Genomic DNA, 13,173 nt, shown 5'->3' with positions numbered 1-13,173 from the left:
GCCACTTTTTTTTGCGTCTGGCCTTAGCGGTACAGCGACGCCTCGCCGCACGGGCGGGTCTTGAAGCGACGGTGCAGCCATAAATACTGTTCCGGCGCACGCAGGATTTCCCGCTCAATCACCCGATTCATGTACTGCGCCGCCTGCTGCTGATCCTGACTCGGATAATCTTCCAGTTCCGGCTCAATCACCAGCTGATACCCTTGCCGGTTCGGCTTGCGAATCAGTACCGTGGTAATTATCGCCGGTTTGGCCAGACGATGGATGGTGGCCGTACCGCAGGTCGTCGCCGCCTGCTCTACCGCAAAGAAAGGCGCGAACACGCTGCCTTTCGGGCCGTAATCCTGATCGGGAGCGAACCACACCGCTTCGCCGCTTTTCAGCGCCTGCACCATGCCGCGCAGATCCTTACGGTCGATCATCGCTTTGTTGGAGCGGGAGCGTCCCCAGGTCTGCACCAGTTCCATCAGTTTATTGTTATGCCGCCGGTACATCGCCATCATCGGCTGACACAGCCCCATAGCGCGGCCGCCCAGTTCCAGCGACATAAAATGAATGCCAATCACCATCACGCCGCGCTGTTCGCGCCCGGCCTGCTGAAGGTTCTCGAAGCCGGAGACGTCGAACCACGCTCTGACTCGTCTGTCCGACCAGAACCAGGCCATGCCGGTTTCCATCAGCGCCATCCCCAGCGAGGCGAAATTCGCCTCCAGCATCACTTCACGTTGTGATGCCGGCATATCGGGGAAGCACAGTTCCAGGTTGCGGCGGGCAATACTCACCCGACGCTTGAGAAAATGACGGGAACTACGCCCCAGTCGACTGCCCAACCGCATCAGCAGCGGATAAGGCAACTGCACCAGCAGAAACAGCACGGCAAGGCCGAACCACAGCAGCCAGTAGCGGGGGTGGAACAATTCCCTGGTAAAGGTTTGTTGAGTCATTATGAATATCTTCTTGATTGCCATACCAGCCAGTTTTAACAAACTAACCATGCACGACATTGTCGTTATCCAGGCAGCCCGGAAGAAAACACAGTCAATGTGAAAAAAGAGGAGAAACGTGCGGCAAAGTACAGTCCGGCGCATGCCGCACGTCTCTGCCGCTAAAAAGCGACTCAGATTACCCGAAATCCACCGAATAAAGGAGGGATTCGAGTGTAAAGATTGTGTGCGGCGTCAATGTCGTTGCCGCTCGCCGTCAGGCGCGGGTCGCCAGAATGACGCTGGAAGCCTTGATCAGGGCGATCACCGCCGATCCGGCCTGCAATCCCATCTCTTCCACACTTTCGTTGGTGACGCTGGCAGTCAATTTCAGACCTTTGGCGGTGGTGATATGCACCGTGGCGTGTACCGCGCCTTTGACCACGTCATCAATCGTACCGCTGAACTGATTACGGGCGGAGAAGTTCAGGCCGCAATCGGCCGAAGCCAGAATCACCCACGGCGCCTTAATCAACGCCAGCGCCGCTTTACCCGGCGCCAGTCCGAGCGTCGTCACGCTGCTGCGGGTAATCACGGTAGTCAGTTGCTCGCCGCTTTCCAACGTTAGCACCACTTCGCTATTGACCGCGCCTTCCGCCACGCTGGCCACTGTTCCACTAAGTTGATTTCGTGCAGAAACGGACATAGAACCTCCTGGATAAATCGGTAAATAACCATAAAAGCGTTTAATGGATCATCAAACGCTTTTTCCCGCCGCAGTACAAGCCATCAGCAACAGTTTTATTTTATGGAAACCTTCGTCACCAAATCGTCACCGGCCTGCCATGCCCTTGCAGTATTCCCTGCGCAGCATATGCCTTCCGTTTTACGAAACCCGTTGACTGGCATTAACCATCACCATGCGAAAACTATCACCATGCAAAAAAACTGGCTCCCCTGGGTGATTCTGTCGCCTTCTTTGCTGTTCCTACTCTTGTTCACCTACTTTCCACTGTTGCGCTCCGTTTATGACAGCCTGTTCGATACCCGTATGGCGGGCGCAGACGCGCCGTTCGTCGGTTTGGGAAACGTGGTTCGCCTGCTGAATGACGCCGTATTCTGGCGCGCGCTGCTCAATAACCTGGTCTATATTTTGCTGACGGTGATCCCCGGCGTGGTGCTGGCGCTGCTGCTGGCGGTGGCGCTATGGGAAAACCACGCGGTCAACCGCTGGCTGCGTACCGCGTTTTTTTTCCCGATGATCATCCCGATGGTCAGCGCCGCCGCGCTGTGGCTGTTTATCTTCATGCCCGGCATCGGCCTGCTGGATTACTATCTGGCCAAGCTGTTCGGCCCGATGAACAACAACTATCTGGGCCGCAGCAACAGCGCGCTGCTCGCCCTTGCGCTGATTGGCGTATGGAAATTCGCCGGTTACTACATGCTGTTCTTTCTGGCTGGTTTGCAGAGCATCCCGCCGTCCACCCGCGAAGCCGCGATTATGGAAGGCGCCACGTCGACGCAGGTGTTTTTCCGGGTCACGCTGCCGCTGCTGCGCCCAACGCTGAGTTTTGTCATTACCACCGCGCTGATTTACTCCATCACCCAAATCGACCACGTGGCGGTGATGACCCACGGCGGGCCGGACAACGCCACCACCGTGTTGCTGTACTACATCCAGAACCTGGCCTGGGACACCCACGACCTCGGCAAAGCCTCGGCCGCTACCTTCCTGACGCTGGCGGGGCTGTTCGTTTTCTCGCTGATTAACCTGAAAGTGCTTGAGAAAGGGGCGCATTATGAGCGTTGAGATCTCCCCCGCCGTTGCCTGTTCCACCCGCGCGCCCTTGCCGGCATGGCTGCGCTGGCGCCAGTCGCGCCGGGCGACTCTGAGCCTGCTGATGATCTGCGCCGCGCTGCTGTGGATAAGCCCGTTTATCTGGATGCTCTCGTCGGCATTCAGCGCCACCACCTTTGGCGTGGGAATGGCGTCGCTGTTGCCGCGCTGGCCGCTGACGCTGGATAACTTCCGCGACGCCTGGCAGAGCGCCGACTGGATAAGCCTGTACGCCAACACCATTTTCTTTACCTTCGGCACCTTTTTCGTCCAGTTGCTGACCATCACCACCGCCGGTTACGTCTTCGCCTGCCACGAGTTTCGCGGCAAGCAGACGCTATTCCTGCTGTTTCTGGTGCAGTTGATGATCATGCCAGTGGTGATGATGGTGCCCAATATGATGACGCTGAAGGCCTTTGGCCTGCTCAATACCCTGACCGGCGTGATGATGCCCTATTTCACCTCGGCGTTTGGCGTATTTCTGATGCGTCAGGCGTTTCTGGCTATTCCCAAAGAGATTGAAGAAGCCGCGCTAATGGAGGGCTGCCGCTGGTGGCAGGTGTTATTCCGCGTGCTGCTGCCGATGTCCTGGCCCTCCATTCTGGCGTTCGCCACCGTCAGCATTACCTATCACTGGAACGAGTATTTGTGGCCGCTGATGATGCTCAACGACCCGGACAAACAGGTGCTGACCGTTGGGCTGGTGTCATTCGCCATGGGTGCCGAATCCGGCGGCCAGTGGGGAATGATCAGCGCCGGGACGCTGATGGTGTGCCTGCCGCTGATGCTGGCGTTTATCGTTTTCCAAAAACAGTTCCTGAGAAGCTTTGGTTTCTCAGGGATAAAATAAGGAGTTTTTCATGCTGTTAGCGCAAATTTCCGACACCCATTTTCGAAGCCCAGGGCAGAAACTGTACGATTTCATCGACATCAACGCCGGCAACGCCGACGTGGTGTCGCAGCTTAACGCCCTGACCGAACGCCCGGACGCAGTGGTGATTAGCGGCGATATCGTCAACTGCGGTCGCCCGTCGGAATACCAGGTGGCCCGCCAGATTCTGGGCAATCTGGCCTACCCGCTGTACATCATCCCCGGCAACCACGACGACAAAACCCACTTTCTGGAGTATCTGCAACCGTTGTGCCCGCAACTGGGCCACGACCCGCAGAATATGCGCTACGCGATTGACGATTTCGCCACCCGGTTGCTGTTCATCGACTCCAGCCGCGCCGGCACCTCCAAAGGCTGGCTGACGGAAGAGACGCTGGCCTGGCTGGAAGCGCAACTGATGCGTGATGACAAGCCCACCGCCGTGTTTATGCACCACCCGCCGCTCGCCCTCGGCTCCGCGCAAATGGACCGCATCGCCTGCGAAAACGGCCACCGCCTGCTGGAACTGGTGGAGCGTTTTCCGTCGCTGGTGCGCATTTTCTGCGGGCATAACCACTGCCTGATCATGACTCAGTACCGTCAGGCGATCATCGCCACCGTGCCGGGTACGGTCCATCAGGTGCCCTACTATCACGAAGACACTCGCCCTTACTACGACATGTCGCCGCCGGCCTGCCTGATGCACCGTCTGGTGGACAAACAGTGGGTCAGCTATCTGCACCCGCTGTCGCATTACGCCGGTCCGTGGCTGTACAACGAAAGCATCAGTTGCCCGGTGGATGAGCGTTAATGGCTACGTTACGACTGCACAACGTCAGCAAACGATTTGACGACAAACCGGCGCTGCGCTCGCTGTCGCTGGAGATCGCCGACGGCGAATTTCTGGTGCTGGTCGGGCCGTCCGGCTGCGGCAAAAGCACCCTGCTGCGCCTGCTGGCCGGACTGGAAACGGTAAGCGACGGCGAGATTTGGCTGGATGGCGACGACATCACCGCCCGGTCGCCGCGCGAGCGCAACTTCGCGATGATTTTTCAGAACTACGCGCTGTTTCCGCACCTGACGGTGAAGGACAACATTACCTTCGGCATGCAGATTCGCCATGAACCGAAAGCGAGCTGGCAACCCCGGCTGGAGAAAGTGGCGCAGTTGCTGCAACTGGACGAACTGCTGGACCGCAAACCGGGCAAGCTGTCCGGCGGCCAGCGTCAGCGGGTGGCGATGGCGCGCGCCATCGTCCGCAACCCCAGGTTGTTTCTGATGGATGAACCGCTGTCCAATCTGGACGCCCGGCTGCGCACCGAAGTGCGCGACGGCATCATGACGCTGCACCGGCAGTTAAAAACCAGCACCGTCTACGTCACCCACGACCAGACCGAAGCCATGTCGATGGCGGATCGCATCGTGGTGATGAACAACGGCGAAGTCCAGCAGGTCGGCACGCCGGAGCAGTTGTATGCCTTCCCGACCAACCGGTTCGTGGCGAGTTTCATCGGTTCGCCCGCCATGAACCTTATTACGCTGTCTTGCGCAGGCGGCGCGGTGCAGGTGGGTGAGCAAGCGCTTCCTCTGCCGCCGCACGCCGGCCAGCTCCAGCAGGTGATTTTCGGCATCCGTCCGGAACACCTTACCGATGCCCCGGAAACCGAACAGCACACGCTGCGTCTGCCCGGCACCGTGACGCAACGAGAATTGATGGGCGCAGACTATCTGCTGCACATCAGCACGCCGATTGGCGAACTACGCTACAGCCGCAAAAACCGTGGCGACGCCCCGATGGTCGGCGATACCGTCAGCCTCGGTTTTTCACCTTTTGATGTTCATCTTTTTCATGCTGATACACAGCAGAACGTATACCAGGAGATCCCCCATGCATAAGCCCCTGAAACAGCGGTTACAGGCGCTCACCCTCGGCATCACGCTGGCCTTCGCCGGTTCGGCGCTGGCCAAACAGAACATCGATTTCATGTTTCCGGCCCCGGTGGACGGCAAACTGACGATGGAAATGACCCGCATCATCAAAGAATTCAACAGTTCCCAGCAGGATGTGGAAGTGAGGGGAATTTTCACCGGTAACTACGACACCACCAAAATGAAAGCGGAAGCGGCGCAGAAAGCCGGCCAGCCGCCCGCGCTGGTGATCATGTCCGCCAACTTCACCACCGATCTGGCGCTGAAAAACGAAATCCTGCCGATGGACGAACTGTTCAAATTCGGCAACGAAAAAGCCGGTACGTTTTTGACCAACGAATTCTGGCCGGCCATGCACAAGAACGCGCAGGTGATGGGCGTGACGTACGCCATTCCGTTCCACAACTCGACGCCGATCCTCTATTACAACAAGACGATGTTCGAAAAAGCCGGCATCGCCCAGGCGCCGCAAACCTGGCAGGCGCTGCTGGAAGACGCCAGGAAGCTGACCGACCAGAGCAAAGGCCAGTGGGGCATCATGCTGCCGTCCACCAACGACGACTACGGCGGCTGGATTTTCTCCTCGCTGGTGCGCGCCAACGGCGGCAACTACTTCAACGAGGACTATCCGGGCGAGGTCTACTACAACACCCCGACGACCATCGGCGCGCTGCGCTTCTGGCAAAACCTGATCTACAAAGACAACGTGATGCCGTCCGGCGTACTGGATTCCAAGCAGATCAGCGCTGCGTTCTTCTCCGGCAAACTCGGCATGGCGATGCTGAGCACCGGCGCGCTGGGTTTTATGCGTGAAAACACCAAAGACTTTGAACTGGGCGTGGCGATGCTGCCCGCCAAAGAGCAGCGCGCGGTACCGATCGGCGGCGCCAGCCTGGTAAGCTTCAAAGGTATTTCCGACGAGCAGAAAAAGGCCGCCTACCAGTTCCTGAGCTATCTGGTCAGCCCGCAGGTTAACGGCGCCTGGAGCCGCTTCACCGGCTATTTCTCGCCGCGCAAAGCCTCATACGACACGCCGGAAATGAAAACCTATCTGGAAAAAGACCCGCGCGCCGCCACCGCGCTGGAGCAGTTGAAGTATGCCCATCCGTGGTACTCCACCTATGAAACCGTAGCGGTGCGTAAAGCGATGGAAAACCAGCTGGCCGCGGTGGTGAATGACGAGAAAGTCACGCCGGAAGCGGCGGCCAAAGCCGCCCAGCAGGAAGCGGACACTATCATGAAACCCTACGTGGACCAGACGGCGCTGGCCCCGGTGAAGTGATCCTTCCACACCATGAAGAGATGTTAGTTACGATGCCGGTTTGACCGGCATCGTTTTTTCTCACCGCACCCGATCGCCGGAACCTTTGCCGACCACCGTTTGCACCAGATAAGTGAAGTAATGTTTTACCGATAGGGTCTGAATCATGCGTTGATCCCACTCCGCCAGTTTCTGCGGCGTAGACATATCGATAGCGTTAACCTGCGCCAGCCCGGTAATCCCCGGCAACACATCAAATACGCCGCGCGCCTGACGTTCGGCAATCAGTTCCTGTTGGTTAAACAGACAAGGACGCGGCCCCACCAGGCTCATCTCCCCTCTCAGCACATTAATCAACTGAGGCAACTCATCCAGCTTGGTTTTACGCAAAAACGCGCCTAACCGCGTCACGGCACTGCGGCTGGCAAGGTGCGTCGCCACTGACTCGGTCGTCACCGCCATCGTGCGGAACTTAATCAGGTTAAACGGGCGCTGATGTCGGCCGACCCGCTGCTGAATAAAAACCGGCGAACCGGTATCAAACAATCCCAACACATAAACAATCAGCATCACCGGCCACAGACACAGCAAGCCAATCAGCGCCAGTAATACATCCAGAACACGCAGCATAATAATCGGTCAACCTTTTTTGGATTCGGACTCGGAGACGCCGGACGTTTCCGCCAGAAACGCCCGCGCCGTGATGGCAATCGCCTGATGATAAGGGACGGCGGGCTGCCAGCCAAGCCGTTGCCGGGTTTCGCGGATATCCACCTGCAGCGAACCCAGCAGGCGCTCCGCCACCGCGGATTTTCCCAGCAGGGCCGCGGCGCTTTTCAGTACCCACGGCGGCAGCGGCCAACAGCGGTTTTTCACCCCCAGCGCCGCCGCCATATCCGCCAGCAGATCGGCGGTGGAGACGTCGTGGTCGTCCGACGCCAGCCACACCCGCCCCGGCGCCTGCGGATGGCGCAAACTCAGCAGAATCAGGTCGGCCAGGTTGTCCACAAATACCAGACTGCGCTGGTTATGAACCGCCGCCAGCGGCAGCGGCACGCCTTTGCTGGTCCAGTTCATCATCGCCCGGAAATTGGCTTTGACGCCCGGTCCATACACCAGCGGCGGGCGAATAATCACCACCTCAAGACCGGTTTCCTGCGCCAGACGCATCAGCGCCTGCTCCGCCTCGTATTTGCTCACGCCGTAAGGATCGGCGGGCGGTACCGCCACATCGGGCTGAAAAGGCCGGCCAGGCTGAGTGGTTTCGCCATTCACCTTGATGGAACTCAGAAAGACAAACCGTTTAACGCCGGCTTCCGCGGCCTGCTGCGCCAGTCGCAACGTCCCCGCCACATTGGTTTCCCGATAAAGCGCCAATGCATCACCGCCGTCCTGCATCTGATGCACTCTGGCGGCGCAGTGTACCACCGCATCCACACCCTGCAGCGCCGGCGTCCAGTCGGTCGTGGCGGTCAGATTGGCGCGAATCATCGGGCTATCGGATACCTCTGCACGCTCGCTGCAATGCAGAACACAGGCGATGCCTTGCTCGCCCGCCAGCGCGACCAGCCGCTTCCCGATAAACCCACGGCTTCCCGTTACTAAGATTTTCAATATGGTTACCTTCCGCAGGAAAATACCTGATAATACCTTGGTACCCGCTATACCAGAAATTGAGATTCTCACAGCTGGTCAAGACGTTGTCGGACCACTAAAATGTCCGCCTAATTTACTCCAATTGTCGTCTCACACAGACATTCAGGCCCCAGATGTTTAAACCCATTCCATTTTTGCTAAGTACTGAGCGTAGAAACAAACGCATCATGACGGTGCTCTATGATGCGATCGCCATTGTAGTTTCACTTTATCTGGCCGTCGCCGTTCGTTTGGGCACCTTGGATTTTCCTGTGGGTTACGCTGAAATCGCCAGCGTCCTGATCACGTTGTCCATCACGCTTTTGGTATTTATTCGCTGCGGTATGTACAGGGCCGTGCTGCGTTACATGATGCTGCCGGCAATGGGGTATGTTTTTCTGTCGGTGATTCTGTCGGCCATCAGCCTGGCGCTGAGTAGTTTCTTTTTTCAGTCGTTTGTGCCGCGCAGCGTCCCTTTTATCTACGCCGGACTGGCGACGCTGGCGCTGGGCAGCCCTCGCGTACTCATTCGCACGTTTTATTACCACTATTACAAACGTCAGAAGCCAAATGTCTTTATCTATGGCGCGGGAGCAACCGGGCGTGACCTGCTTTATTCCCTGATCCAGGGAGACGAGTTTCATCCGGTGGTGGTGCTTGATGATGACGAAAAAAAGATTGGTCAAATCATCTGCGGCATCAAGGTGCATCACAGTAGCGAATTCGAAAAACTGAAACCGTTATATCAACCGGTAAAACTGCTGCTGGCGATTAATAACATCAAAAAAGGCCAGCGATTGAGATTGCTGGAAAAATTGTCGCACTGGCCGATTGAAGTGCAATCCGTACCCTCGGTCGAAGACATTGCCGCCGGAAAGGCTGTTGCGACAGAAATACGGGATTTGGACGTGGCGGACTTGCTGGGACGTGAAGCGGTAGGCCCCGACAAGCAGCTGATGTCTAAAAACATTACCGGCAAATCAGTCATGGTTACCGGAGCTGGCGGTTCCATCGGCTCAGAGCTCTGCCGCCAGATTCTGACGCAGCACCCCCGCACGCTGGTGCTGTTTGAACTGAATGAATACAACCTCTATACCATCGACCAGGAGCTTCAGGGCATCAAGAAACGTTTGCTGCTTGATACCAAAATCGTTGCCGCACTGGGGTCGGTGCAAAAGCAAAACCGGATCCAGAAGCTGATGCGGGCCCATCAGGTAGAAACCATTTATCATGCCGCGGCTTACAAGCATGTGCCGTTGGTGGAAGACAATGTCATCGAAGGTATCCGCAATAATGTCTTCGGCACGCTGGCCTGCGCCGAAGCCGCAATAGAGGAAGGGGTGCGCAACTTCACCCTGATTTCGACCGACAAAGCGGTGCGCCCCACCAACATCATGGGGACCAGTAAGCGAATGGCAGAACTGATTCTGCAAGCGCTGGCGGAACGGCAAAGCCAGACGACCTTCACCATGGTCCGTTTCGGCAACGTATTAGGTTCCTCTGGCTCTGTCGTTCCGCTGTTTAAAAAACAGATTCGTCAGGGAGGCCCGGTTACGGTAACCCATCCGGACATTACCCGTTATTTCATGCTGATACCTGAAGCGGCGCAACTCGTTATACAGGCAGGCGCGATGGGGATTAACGGCCAGGTTTTTGTTCTGGATATGGGGGAGCCGGTTAAAATCCTCGATTTAGCGCGCAGAATGATCAACCTGATGGGAATGAAAGGGTGCATCGAAGGCTATGGCGAAGATGGCGATATCGTTATTAAATTCACGGGATTACGCCCGGGAGAAAAGCTCTACGAGGAATTGTTGATTGGCGAAAATGTAGAAGGCACCAGCCACCCCAGAATCATGACCGCGCAGGAAGAAAGACTGAGCTGGCAGGAAATGGAACAACTGTTACAAAAGCTCGACAAGAGTTGCCATGATTATGATGTCGGCGACATCAAGGAGATATTGCTGGAAGCGCCAACGGGATATACGCCCATCGCCAATAATAATATTGCGAATAATAAAGAGCAGAAGGATTAACGGGTATGATTAATGGCCGGGGCCGACCTCATACCGCGGCTTTTTAATAACCCCCGTCCGTAAATCGCTGAGATTGCCTGTTCCCGATACATTGCATGTATCACGACAGGCATCATCGCCTTTTCAAAAGGCCAGTCGGATTAAACCGCAGCCCTCATCGTCGGATAGAGAAGCGCTACCGATTAAACGATTATGCCGCCGTGGAAGCCGAATTAAGCTCGTCGTAGCGCTGCTGGGCGAGCATGACTTCATCAATATTGCTCTCTGCCCAGTGGGTCAGTTCGTGTACGGTCTTGACCAGCGTCTTACCCAGCGAGGTAATCGAATACTCCACCGTCACCGGCACCGTGGCGAACACCTGCCGACGGATCATGCCATCGCGCTCCAGATGCTTCAGCGTCTGCGACAACACCTTCTGCGATACGCCTTCAATGTCACGTCTTAATTGATTAAATCGTACCGGCTCGCACGCCAGACGATCCAGAATCAACAGCGACCACTTATTGGACAAACGATCCAGCACCACGCGCGCCGGACAGGTTTTGCTGTAGACATTGAATTCAGGCATCTTGTTACCTCTGCTCCATCTGCTGCCGTTGATGAGTTTCTATTTCATACCTGCATAACCATACTGCATTTTGTTTCCTTTTGGGAGCTGGTTTATTTTTGAAACTGTTAATAGCATGTCGCGTTGTTCAGGCGCCTCAAGGTATGCGGCACATACGGTTATGCCGCGCTCAGCCAGTGACTGATCTGAACCGGTCTATCCGATGGATACCCCGTCGATGCGCGGGTCGTTCAAACCGGAACAGTACGGTTGATCATCTTGATCGAAGGATACGTCAGGATCAGAGCCAGCCCTGTCGATCCAAGCAAGTCGACCGGCCAGTGCATGCCAAGCAGGAGACGGCTTGCCAGCACGCCGGCGGCCCAGGCGATCAGCGCCACCGCGCCGATAAAACGCCGCCGCGGCCACAGTAACCCGACCCCGAGCATGGCCCAGGCGGCGGCGAAAATAGAGTGACCGGAAGGAAATGAATAGCTGGTTTGCTCCGCCCAGTGGGCTTTTTGCCAGACAGGCATCGTGGCATGGTCTTTAAGGCCGTCAAATACGATGCGGCGGCGTTTATCGGTATCCAGATTGTAGAAACGGTGAATTTCCGCTGGCTGGTTGTGGCTTAACCACGCCACAAACGGCCGCGGCTCCTGTACGCATCGCTTCAGTACGCCAACGGACACTTGTCCCAGCAAAATGGGCGCGATAATCAACAAAGCACATCGCCAGACGAGCGTCTTCGCGGGTTTTAACACCCATAGCAGCACACCCAGTAAAAACAGCGCCGTGATAATACCGAACGGATTACTCACCGTTTGCGTCAGAAAATAAAAAAAGGCCAGCAGCCGGGACGGCGCATCCGGATTCCACTGCCAGCCCGCCATCCATGCGATACAGGGCACCGCCAATAACGCAGCCAGGCAAACGCCTATTCCGGTGAATACTTTCGGTTGTTTTTTCATTACACGAACATCTCTTTTTTTAGCGTACTATCAGCCGCTGTTGAAATACGATAAAACACCTGTTCCGGGCAGCATCACGTCGCCGGAGTCAGGATTTATCCACTGTTATTGATTAGCAATAACAACGGGGATTCTGTTTATTTCTCACCTTATTTATCGGTAGATAACCGATGGGGAAAGTCATTATTTCCCGTTGAGTTTTTATTAATATCGAACGGATGATTTTCGGGTGTCGTATCCGTATGGGGATACCAGGCCGCCGGAGAAAGTATCCATGTATTTCCCACTTTATTTACACTCGCCTGGGCAGGGCTTTGCTCGATAAGAAAAAACGACGCCGCCGCCAGCATTATGTATAAAATATTTACTTTCATCCGACCTCCTCGCTACAGGACTGAAAAAACCGATATTCTCCGCCTGCCGGGATAATATATCGCCGCAGGCGATGTGAGGCTGTGCGGAAACAGCACGGCGATATCGTATCGAACACAGGGAACAGCAAAGAAATGCGTTATTCTTCCCGCAGCGTACAGACGTAGACCAGCGCGGGCGGAACGTTTTTCACCACGACAATCCGCTGCCAGTTAAAATAATGCGACAATAATTTCTCCGACAGCGGACTATATTGAAACTGAACAAACGTACTGTGCGGCGCCATGCATTTACGAATCTGATTCAGAATGCGCACGGTAATTCTGGTGGGCATCGACAACAGCGGCAGGCAGGAAAAAACAATATCATAACGATTAATGAGTGTTTCTGCCGATGCAGCGACGACATTCAGCCGTTTATCTCCAATCTTTTGTAGCTGATTAACGAACCCCGGATTAATTTCATACGCATCCAGCACCGCGTCGGCGCGCATTCGCTCAAGAATGCCTTTGGTCAATACGCCGTTCGCCGCGCCAAGTTCAGCGATAGAAAGATTCGTACACCAGTCTACCTGGTTCATCATCGCGCGGCACAGCGTGGCGGATGACGGAATAACGGAGCCTACCGAGCGCGGCGCGGCAATAAACTGCCGGACATATGAAAAATAATTTTTCAGTTGAGCGCGAGACAACGCGGTGTTTTGCCTATTCTGAATCATAGTCTGAACCAGCCTCCTGTATGATAATAGGGTCTATTATCAGTGCGTCATGATGACCCAGGCTCAACGCATA

At 55.9% G+C, this 13,173-nt stretch carries 14 protein-coding genes; 6 read left to right on the top strand and 8 right to left on the bottom strand.

Annotated elements, in window-relative coordinates; genetic code table 11:
• Positions 1 to 23: 23 nt before the first annotated feature.
• Positions 24 to 944: a kdo(2)-lipid IV(A) palmitoleoyltransferase gene (gene lpxP, locus CVE23_RS03980; protein ID WP_038917875.1), complete on the bottom strand. Its 921-nt coding sequence runs from the start codon at positions 942 to 944 to the stop codon at positions 24 to 26.
• Positions 945 to 1,200: 256 nt separating this feature from the next.
• Entirely contained in the window at positions 1,201 to 1,629 is a 429-nt protein-coding gene (locus CVE23_RS03975) for a TOBE domain-containing protein (RefSeq protein WP_038917874.1), read from the bottom strand.
• Positions 1,630 to 1,860: 231 nt separating this feature from the next.
• Here CVE23_RS03975 and CVE23_RS03970 point away from each other — a divergent pair, with 231 nt between their 5' ends.
• From CVE23_RS03970 to CVE23_RS03950, 5 genes are read left to right on the top strand one after another with little or no spacing between them, the layout of a single operon-like run.
• Positions 1,861 to 2,733: a carbohydrate ABC transporter permease gene (locus CVE23_RS03970; protein WP_038662225.1), complete on the top strand. Its 873-nt coding sequence runs from the start codon at positions 1,861 to 1,863 to the stop codon at positions 2,731 to 2,733.
• A complete protein-coding gene (locus tag CVE23_RS03965; protein ID WP_042858712.1) occupies positions 2,723 to 3,610 on the top strand; it encodes a carbohydrate ABC transporter permease in 888 nt (295 codons plus the stop codon). Before CVE23_RS03970 ends, CVE23_RS03965 begins: the two co-directional genes overlap by 11 nt.
• A gap of 10 nt (positions 3,611 to 3,620) precedes the next feature.
• Positions 3,621 to 4,442 carry a phosphodiesterase gene (locus tag CVE23_RS03960; protein WP_049854550.1) on the top strand — a complete coding sequence of 274 codons (822 nt, stop codon included), beginning with the start codon at positions 3,621 to 3,623 and terminating at the stop codon, positions 4,440 to 4,442.
• Positions 4,442 to 5,527, top strand: a complete 1,086-nt coding sequence (locus tag CVE23_RS03955; protein WP_100848946.1) for an ABC transporter ATP-binding protein — start codon at positions 4,442 to 4,444, stop codon at positions 5,525 to 5,527. The genes CVE23_RS03960 and CVE23_RS03955 overlap by 1 nt, the downstream gene beginning before the upstream one ends.
• Positions 5,520 to 6,842, top strand: a complete 1,323-nt coding sequence (locus tag CVE23_RS03950; RefSeq protein ID WP_100848945.1) for an ABC transporter substrate-binding protein — start codon at positions 5,520 to 5,522, stop codon at positions 6,840 to 6,842. The genes CVE23_RS03955 and CVE23_RS03950 overlap by 8 nt, the downstream gene beginning before the upstream one ends.
• Positions 6,843 to 6,902: 60 nt before the next feature.
• Here the strand turns inward: CVE23_RS03950 and CVE23_RS03945 are convergent, their stop codons facing one another.
• Both CVE23_RS03945 and CVE23_RS03940 read right to left on the bottom strand, forming a co-directional pair.
• The gene (locus tag CVE23_RS03945; RefSeq protein ID WP_161130555.1) at positions 6,903 to 7,451 is read right to left on the bottom strand and encodes a sugar transferase; all 549 of its coding nucleotides are present in this window, start codon (positions 7,449 to 7,451) and stop codon (positions 6,903 to 6,905) included.
• Positions 7,452 to 7,460: 9 nt separating this feature from the next.
• Positions 7,461 to 8,435, bottom strand: coding sequence for an NAD-dependent epimerase/dehydratase family protein (locus tag CVE23_RS03940; protein ID WP_100848943.1), 975 nt, complete (start codon positions 8,433 to 8,435; stop codon positions 7,461 to 7,463).
• A gap of 155 nt (positions 8,436 to 8,590) precedes the next feature.
• Between CVE23_RS03940 and CVE23_RS03935 the strand changes: the two genes are divergently transcribed.
• Entirely contained in the window at positions 8,591 to 10,492 is a 1,902-nt protein-coding gene (locus CVE23_RS03935) for a polysaccharide biosynthesis protein (protein WP_049854554.1), read from the top strand.
• Between the two features lie 190 nt (positions 10,493 to 10,682).
• Here the strand turns inward: CVE23_RS03935 and CVE23_RS03930 are convergent, their stop codons facing one another.
• The 4 genes from CVE23_RS03930 to CVE23_RS03920 all read right to left on the bottom strand — a co-directional run bounded on the left by CVE23_RS03930 (position 10,683) and on the right by CVE23_RS03920 (position 13,100).
• Positions 10,683 to 11,060: a winged helix-turn-helix transcriptional regulator gene (locus CVE23_RS03930; protein ID WP_038917863.1), complete on the bottom strand. Its 378-nt coding sequence runs from the start codon at positions 11,058 to 11,060 to the stop codon at positions 10,683 to 10,685.
• 230 nt (positions 11,061 to 11,290) lie between these two features.
• Positions 11,291 to 12,010, bottom strand: coding sequence for a phosphatase PAP2 family protein (locus CVE23_RS03925; RefSeq protein ID WP_100848942.1), 720 nt, complete (start codon positions 12,008 to 12,010; stop codon positions 11,291 to 11,293).
• Positions 12,011 to 12,159: 149 nt separating this feature from the next.
• The gene (locus CVE23_RS22645; RefSeq protein WP_127353471.1) at positions 12,160 to 12,384 is read right to left on the bottom strand and encodes a hypothetical protein; all 225 of its coding nucleotides are present in this window, start codon (positions 12,382 to 12,384) and stop codon (positions 12,160 to 12,162) included.
• Positions 12,385 to 12,521: 137 nt separating this feature from the next.
• Complete coding sequence (locus CVE23_RS03920) at positions 12,522 to 13,100, bottom strand: class I SAM-dependent methyltransferase (RefSeq protein WP_038917862.1); 579 nt, start codon at positions 13,098 to 13,100, stop codon at positions 12,522 to 12,524.
• Between the last annotated feature and the right edge of the window lie 73 nt (positions 13,101 to 13,173).

It is taken from the genome of Dickeya fangzhongdai, assembly GCF_002812485.1.
Taxonomy (GTDB): Bacteria; Pseudomonadota; Gammaproteobacteria; order Enterobacterales; family Enterobacteriaceae; genus Dickeya; species Dickeya fangzhongdai.
This window is presented reverse-complemented; position numbering and strand designations above follow the sequence as displayed.

Coding starts and splice junctions, on each gene's coding strand:
- lpxP (WP_038917875.1), bottom strand. CDS start 944: ATGACTCAACAAACCTTTACCAGGGAATTGTTCCACCCCCGCTACTGG.
- CVE23_RS03975 (WP_038917874.1), bottom strand. CDS start 1,629: ATGTCCGTTTCTGCACGAAATCAACTTAGTGGAACAGTGGCCAGCGTG.
- CVE23_RS03970 (WP_038662225.1), top strand. CDS start 1,861: ATGCAAAAAAACTGGCTCCCCTGGGTGATTCTGTCGCCTTCTTTGCTG.
- CVE23_RS03965 (WP_042858712.1), top strand. CDS start 2,723: ATGAGCGTTGAGATCTCCCCCGCCGTTGCCTGTTCCACCCGCGCGCCC.
- CVE23_RS03960 (WP_049854550.1), top strand. CDS start 3,621: ATGCTGTTAGCGCAAATTTCCGACACCCATTTTCGAAGCCCAGGGCAG.
- CVE23_RS03955 (WP_100848946.1), top strand. CDS start 4,442: ATGGCTACGTTACGACTGCACAACGTCAGCAAACGATTTGACGACAAA.
- CVE23_RS03950 (WP_100848945.1), top strand. CDS start 5,520: ATGCATAAGCCCCTGAAACAGCGGTTACAGGCGCTCACCCTCGGCATC.
- CVE23_RS03945 (WP_161130555.1), bottom strand. CDS start 7,451: ATGCTGCGTGTTCTGGATGTATTACTGGCGCTGATTGGCTTGCTGTGT.
- CVE23_RS03935 (WP_049854554.1), top strand. CDS start 8,591: ATGTTTAAACCCATTCCATTTTTGCTAAGTACTGAGCGTAGAAACAAA.
- CVE23_RS03930 (WP_038917863.1), bottom strand. CDS start 11,060: ATGCCTGAATTCAATGTCTACAGCAAAACCTGTCCGGCGCGCGTGGTG.
- CVE23_RS03925 (WP_100848942.1), bottom strand. CDS start 12,010: ATGAAAAAACAACCGAAAGTATTCACCGGAATAGGCGTTTGCCTGGCT.
- CVE23_RS22645 (WP_127353471.1), bottom strand. CDS start 12,384: ATGAAAGTAAATATTTTATACATAATGCTGGCGGCGGCGTCGTTTTTT.
- CVE23_RS03920 (WP_038917862.1), bottom strand. CDS start 13,100: ATGATTCAGAATAGGCAAAACACCGCGTTGTCTCGCGCTCAACTGAAA.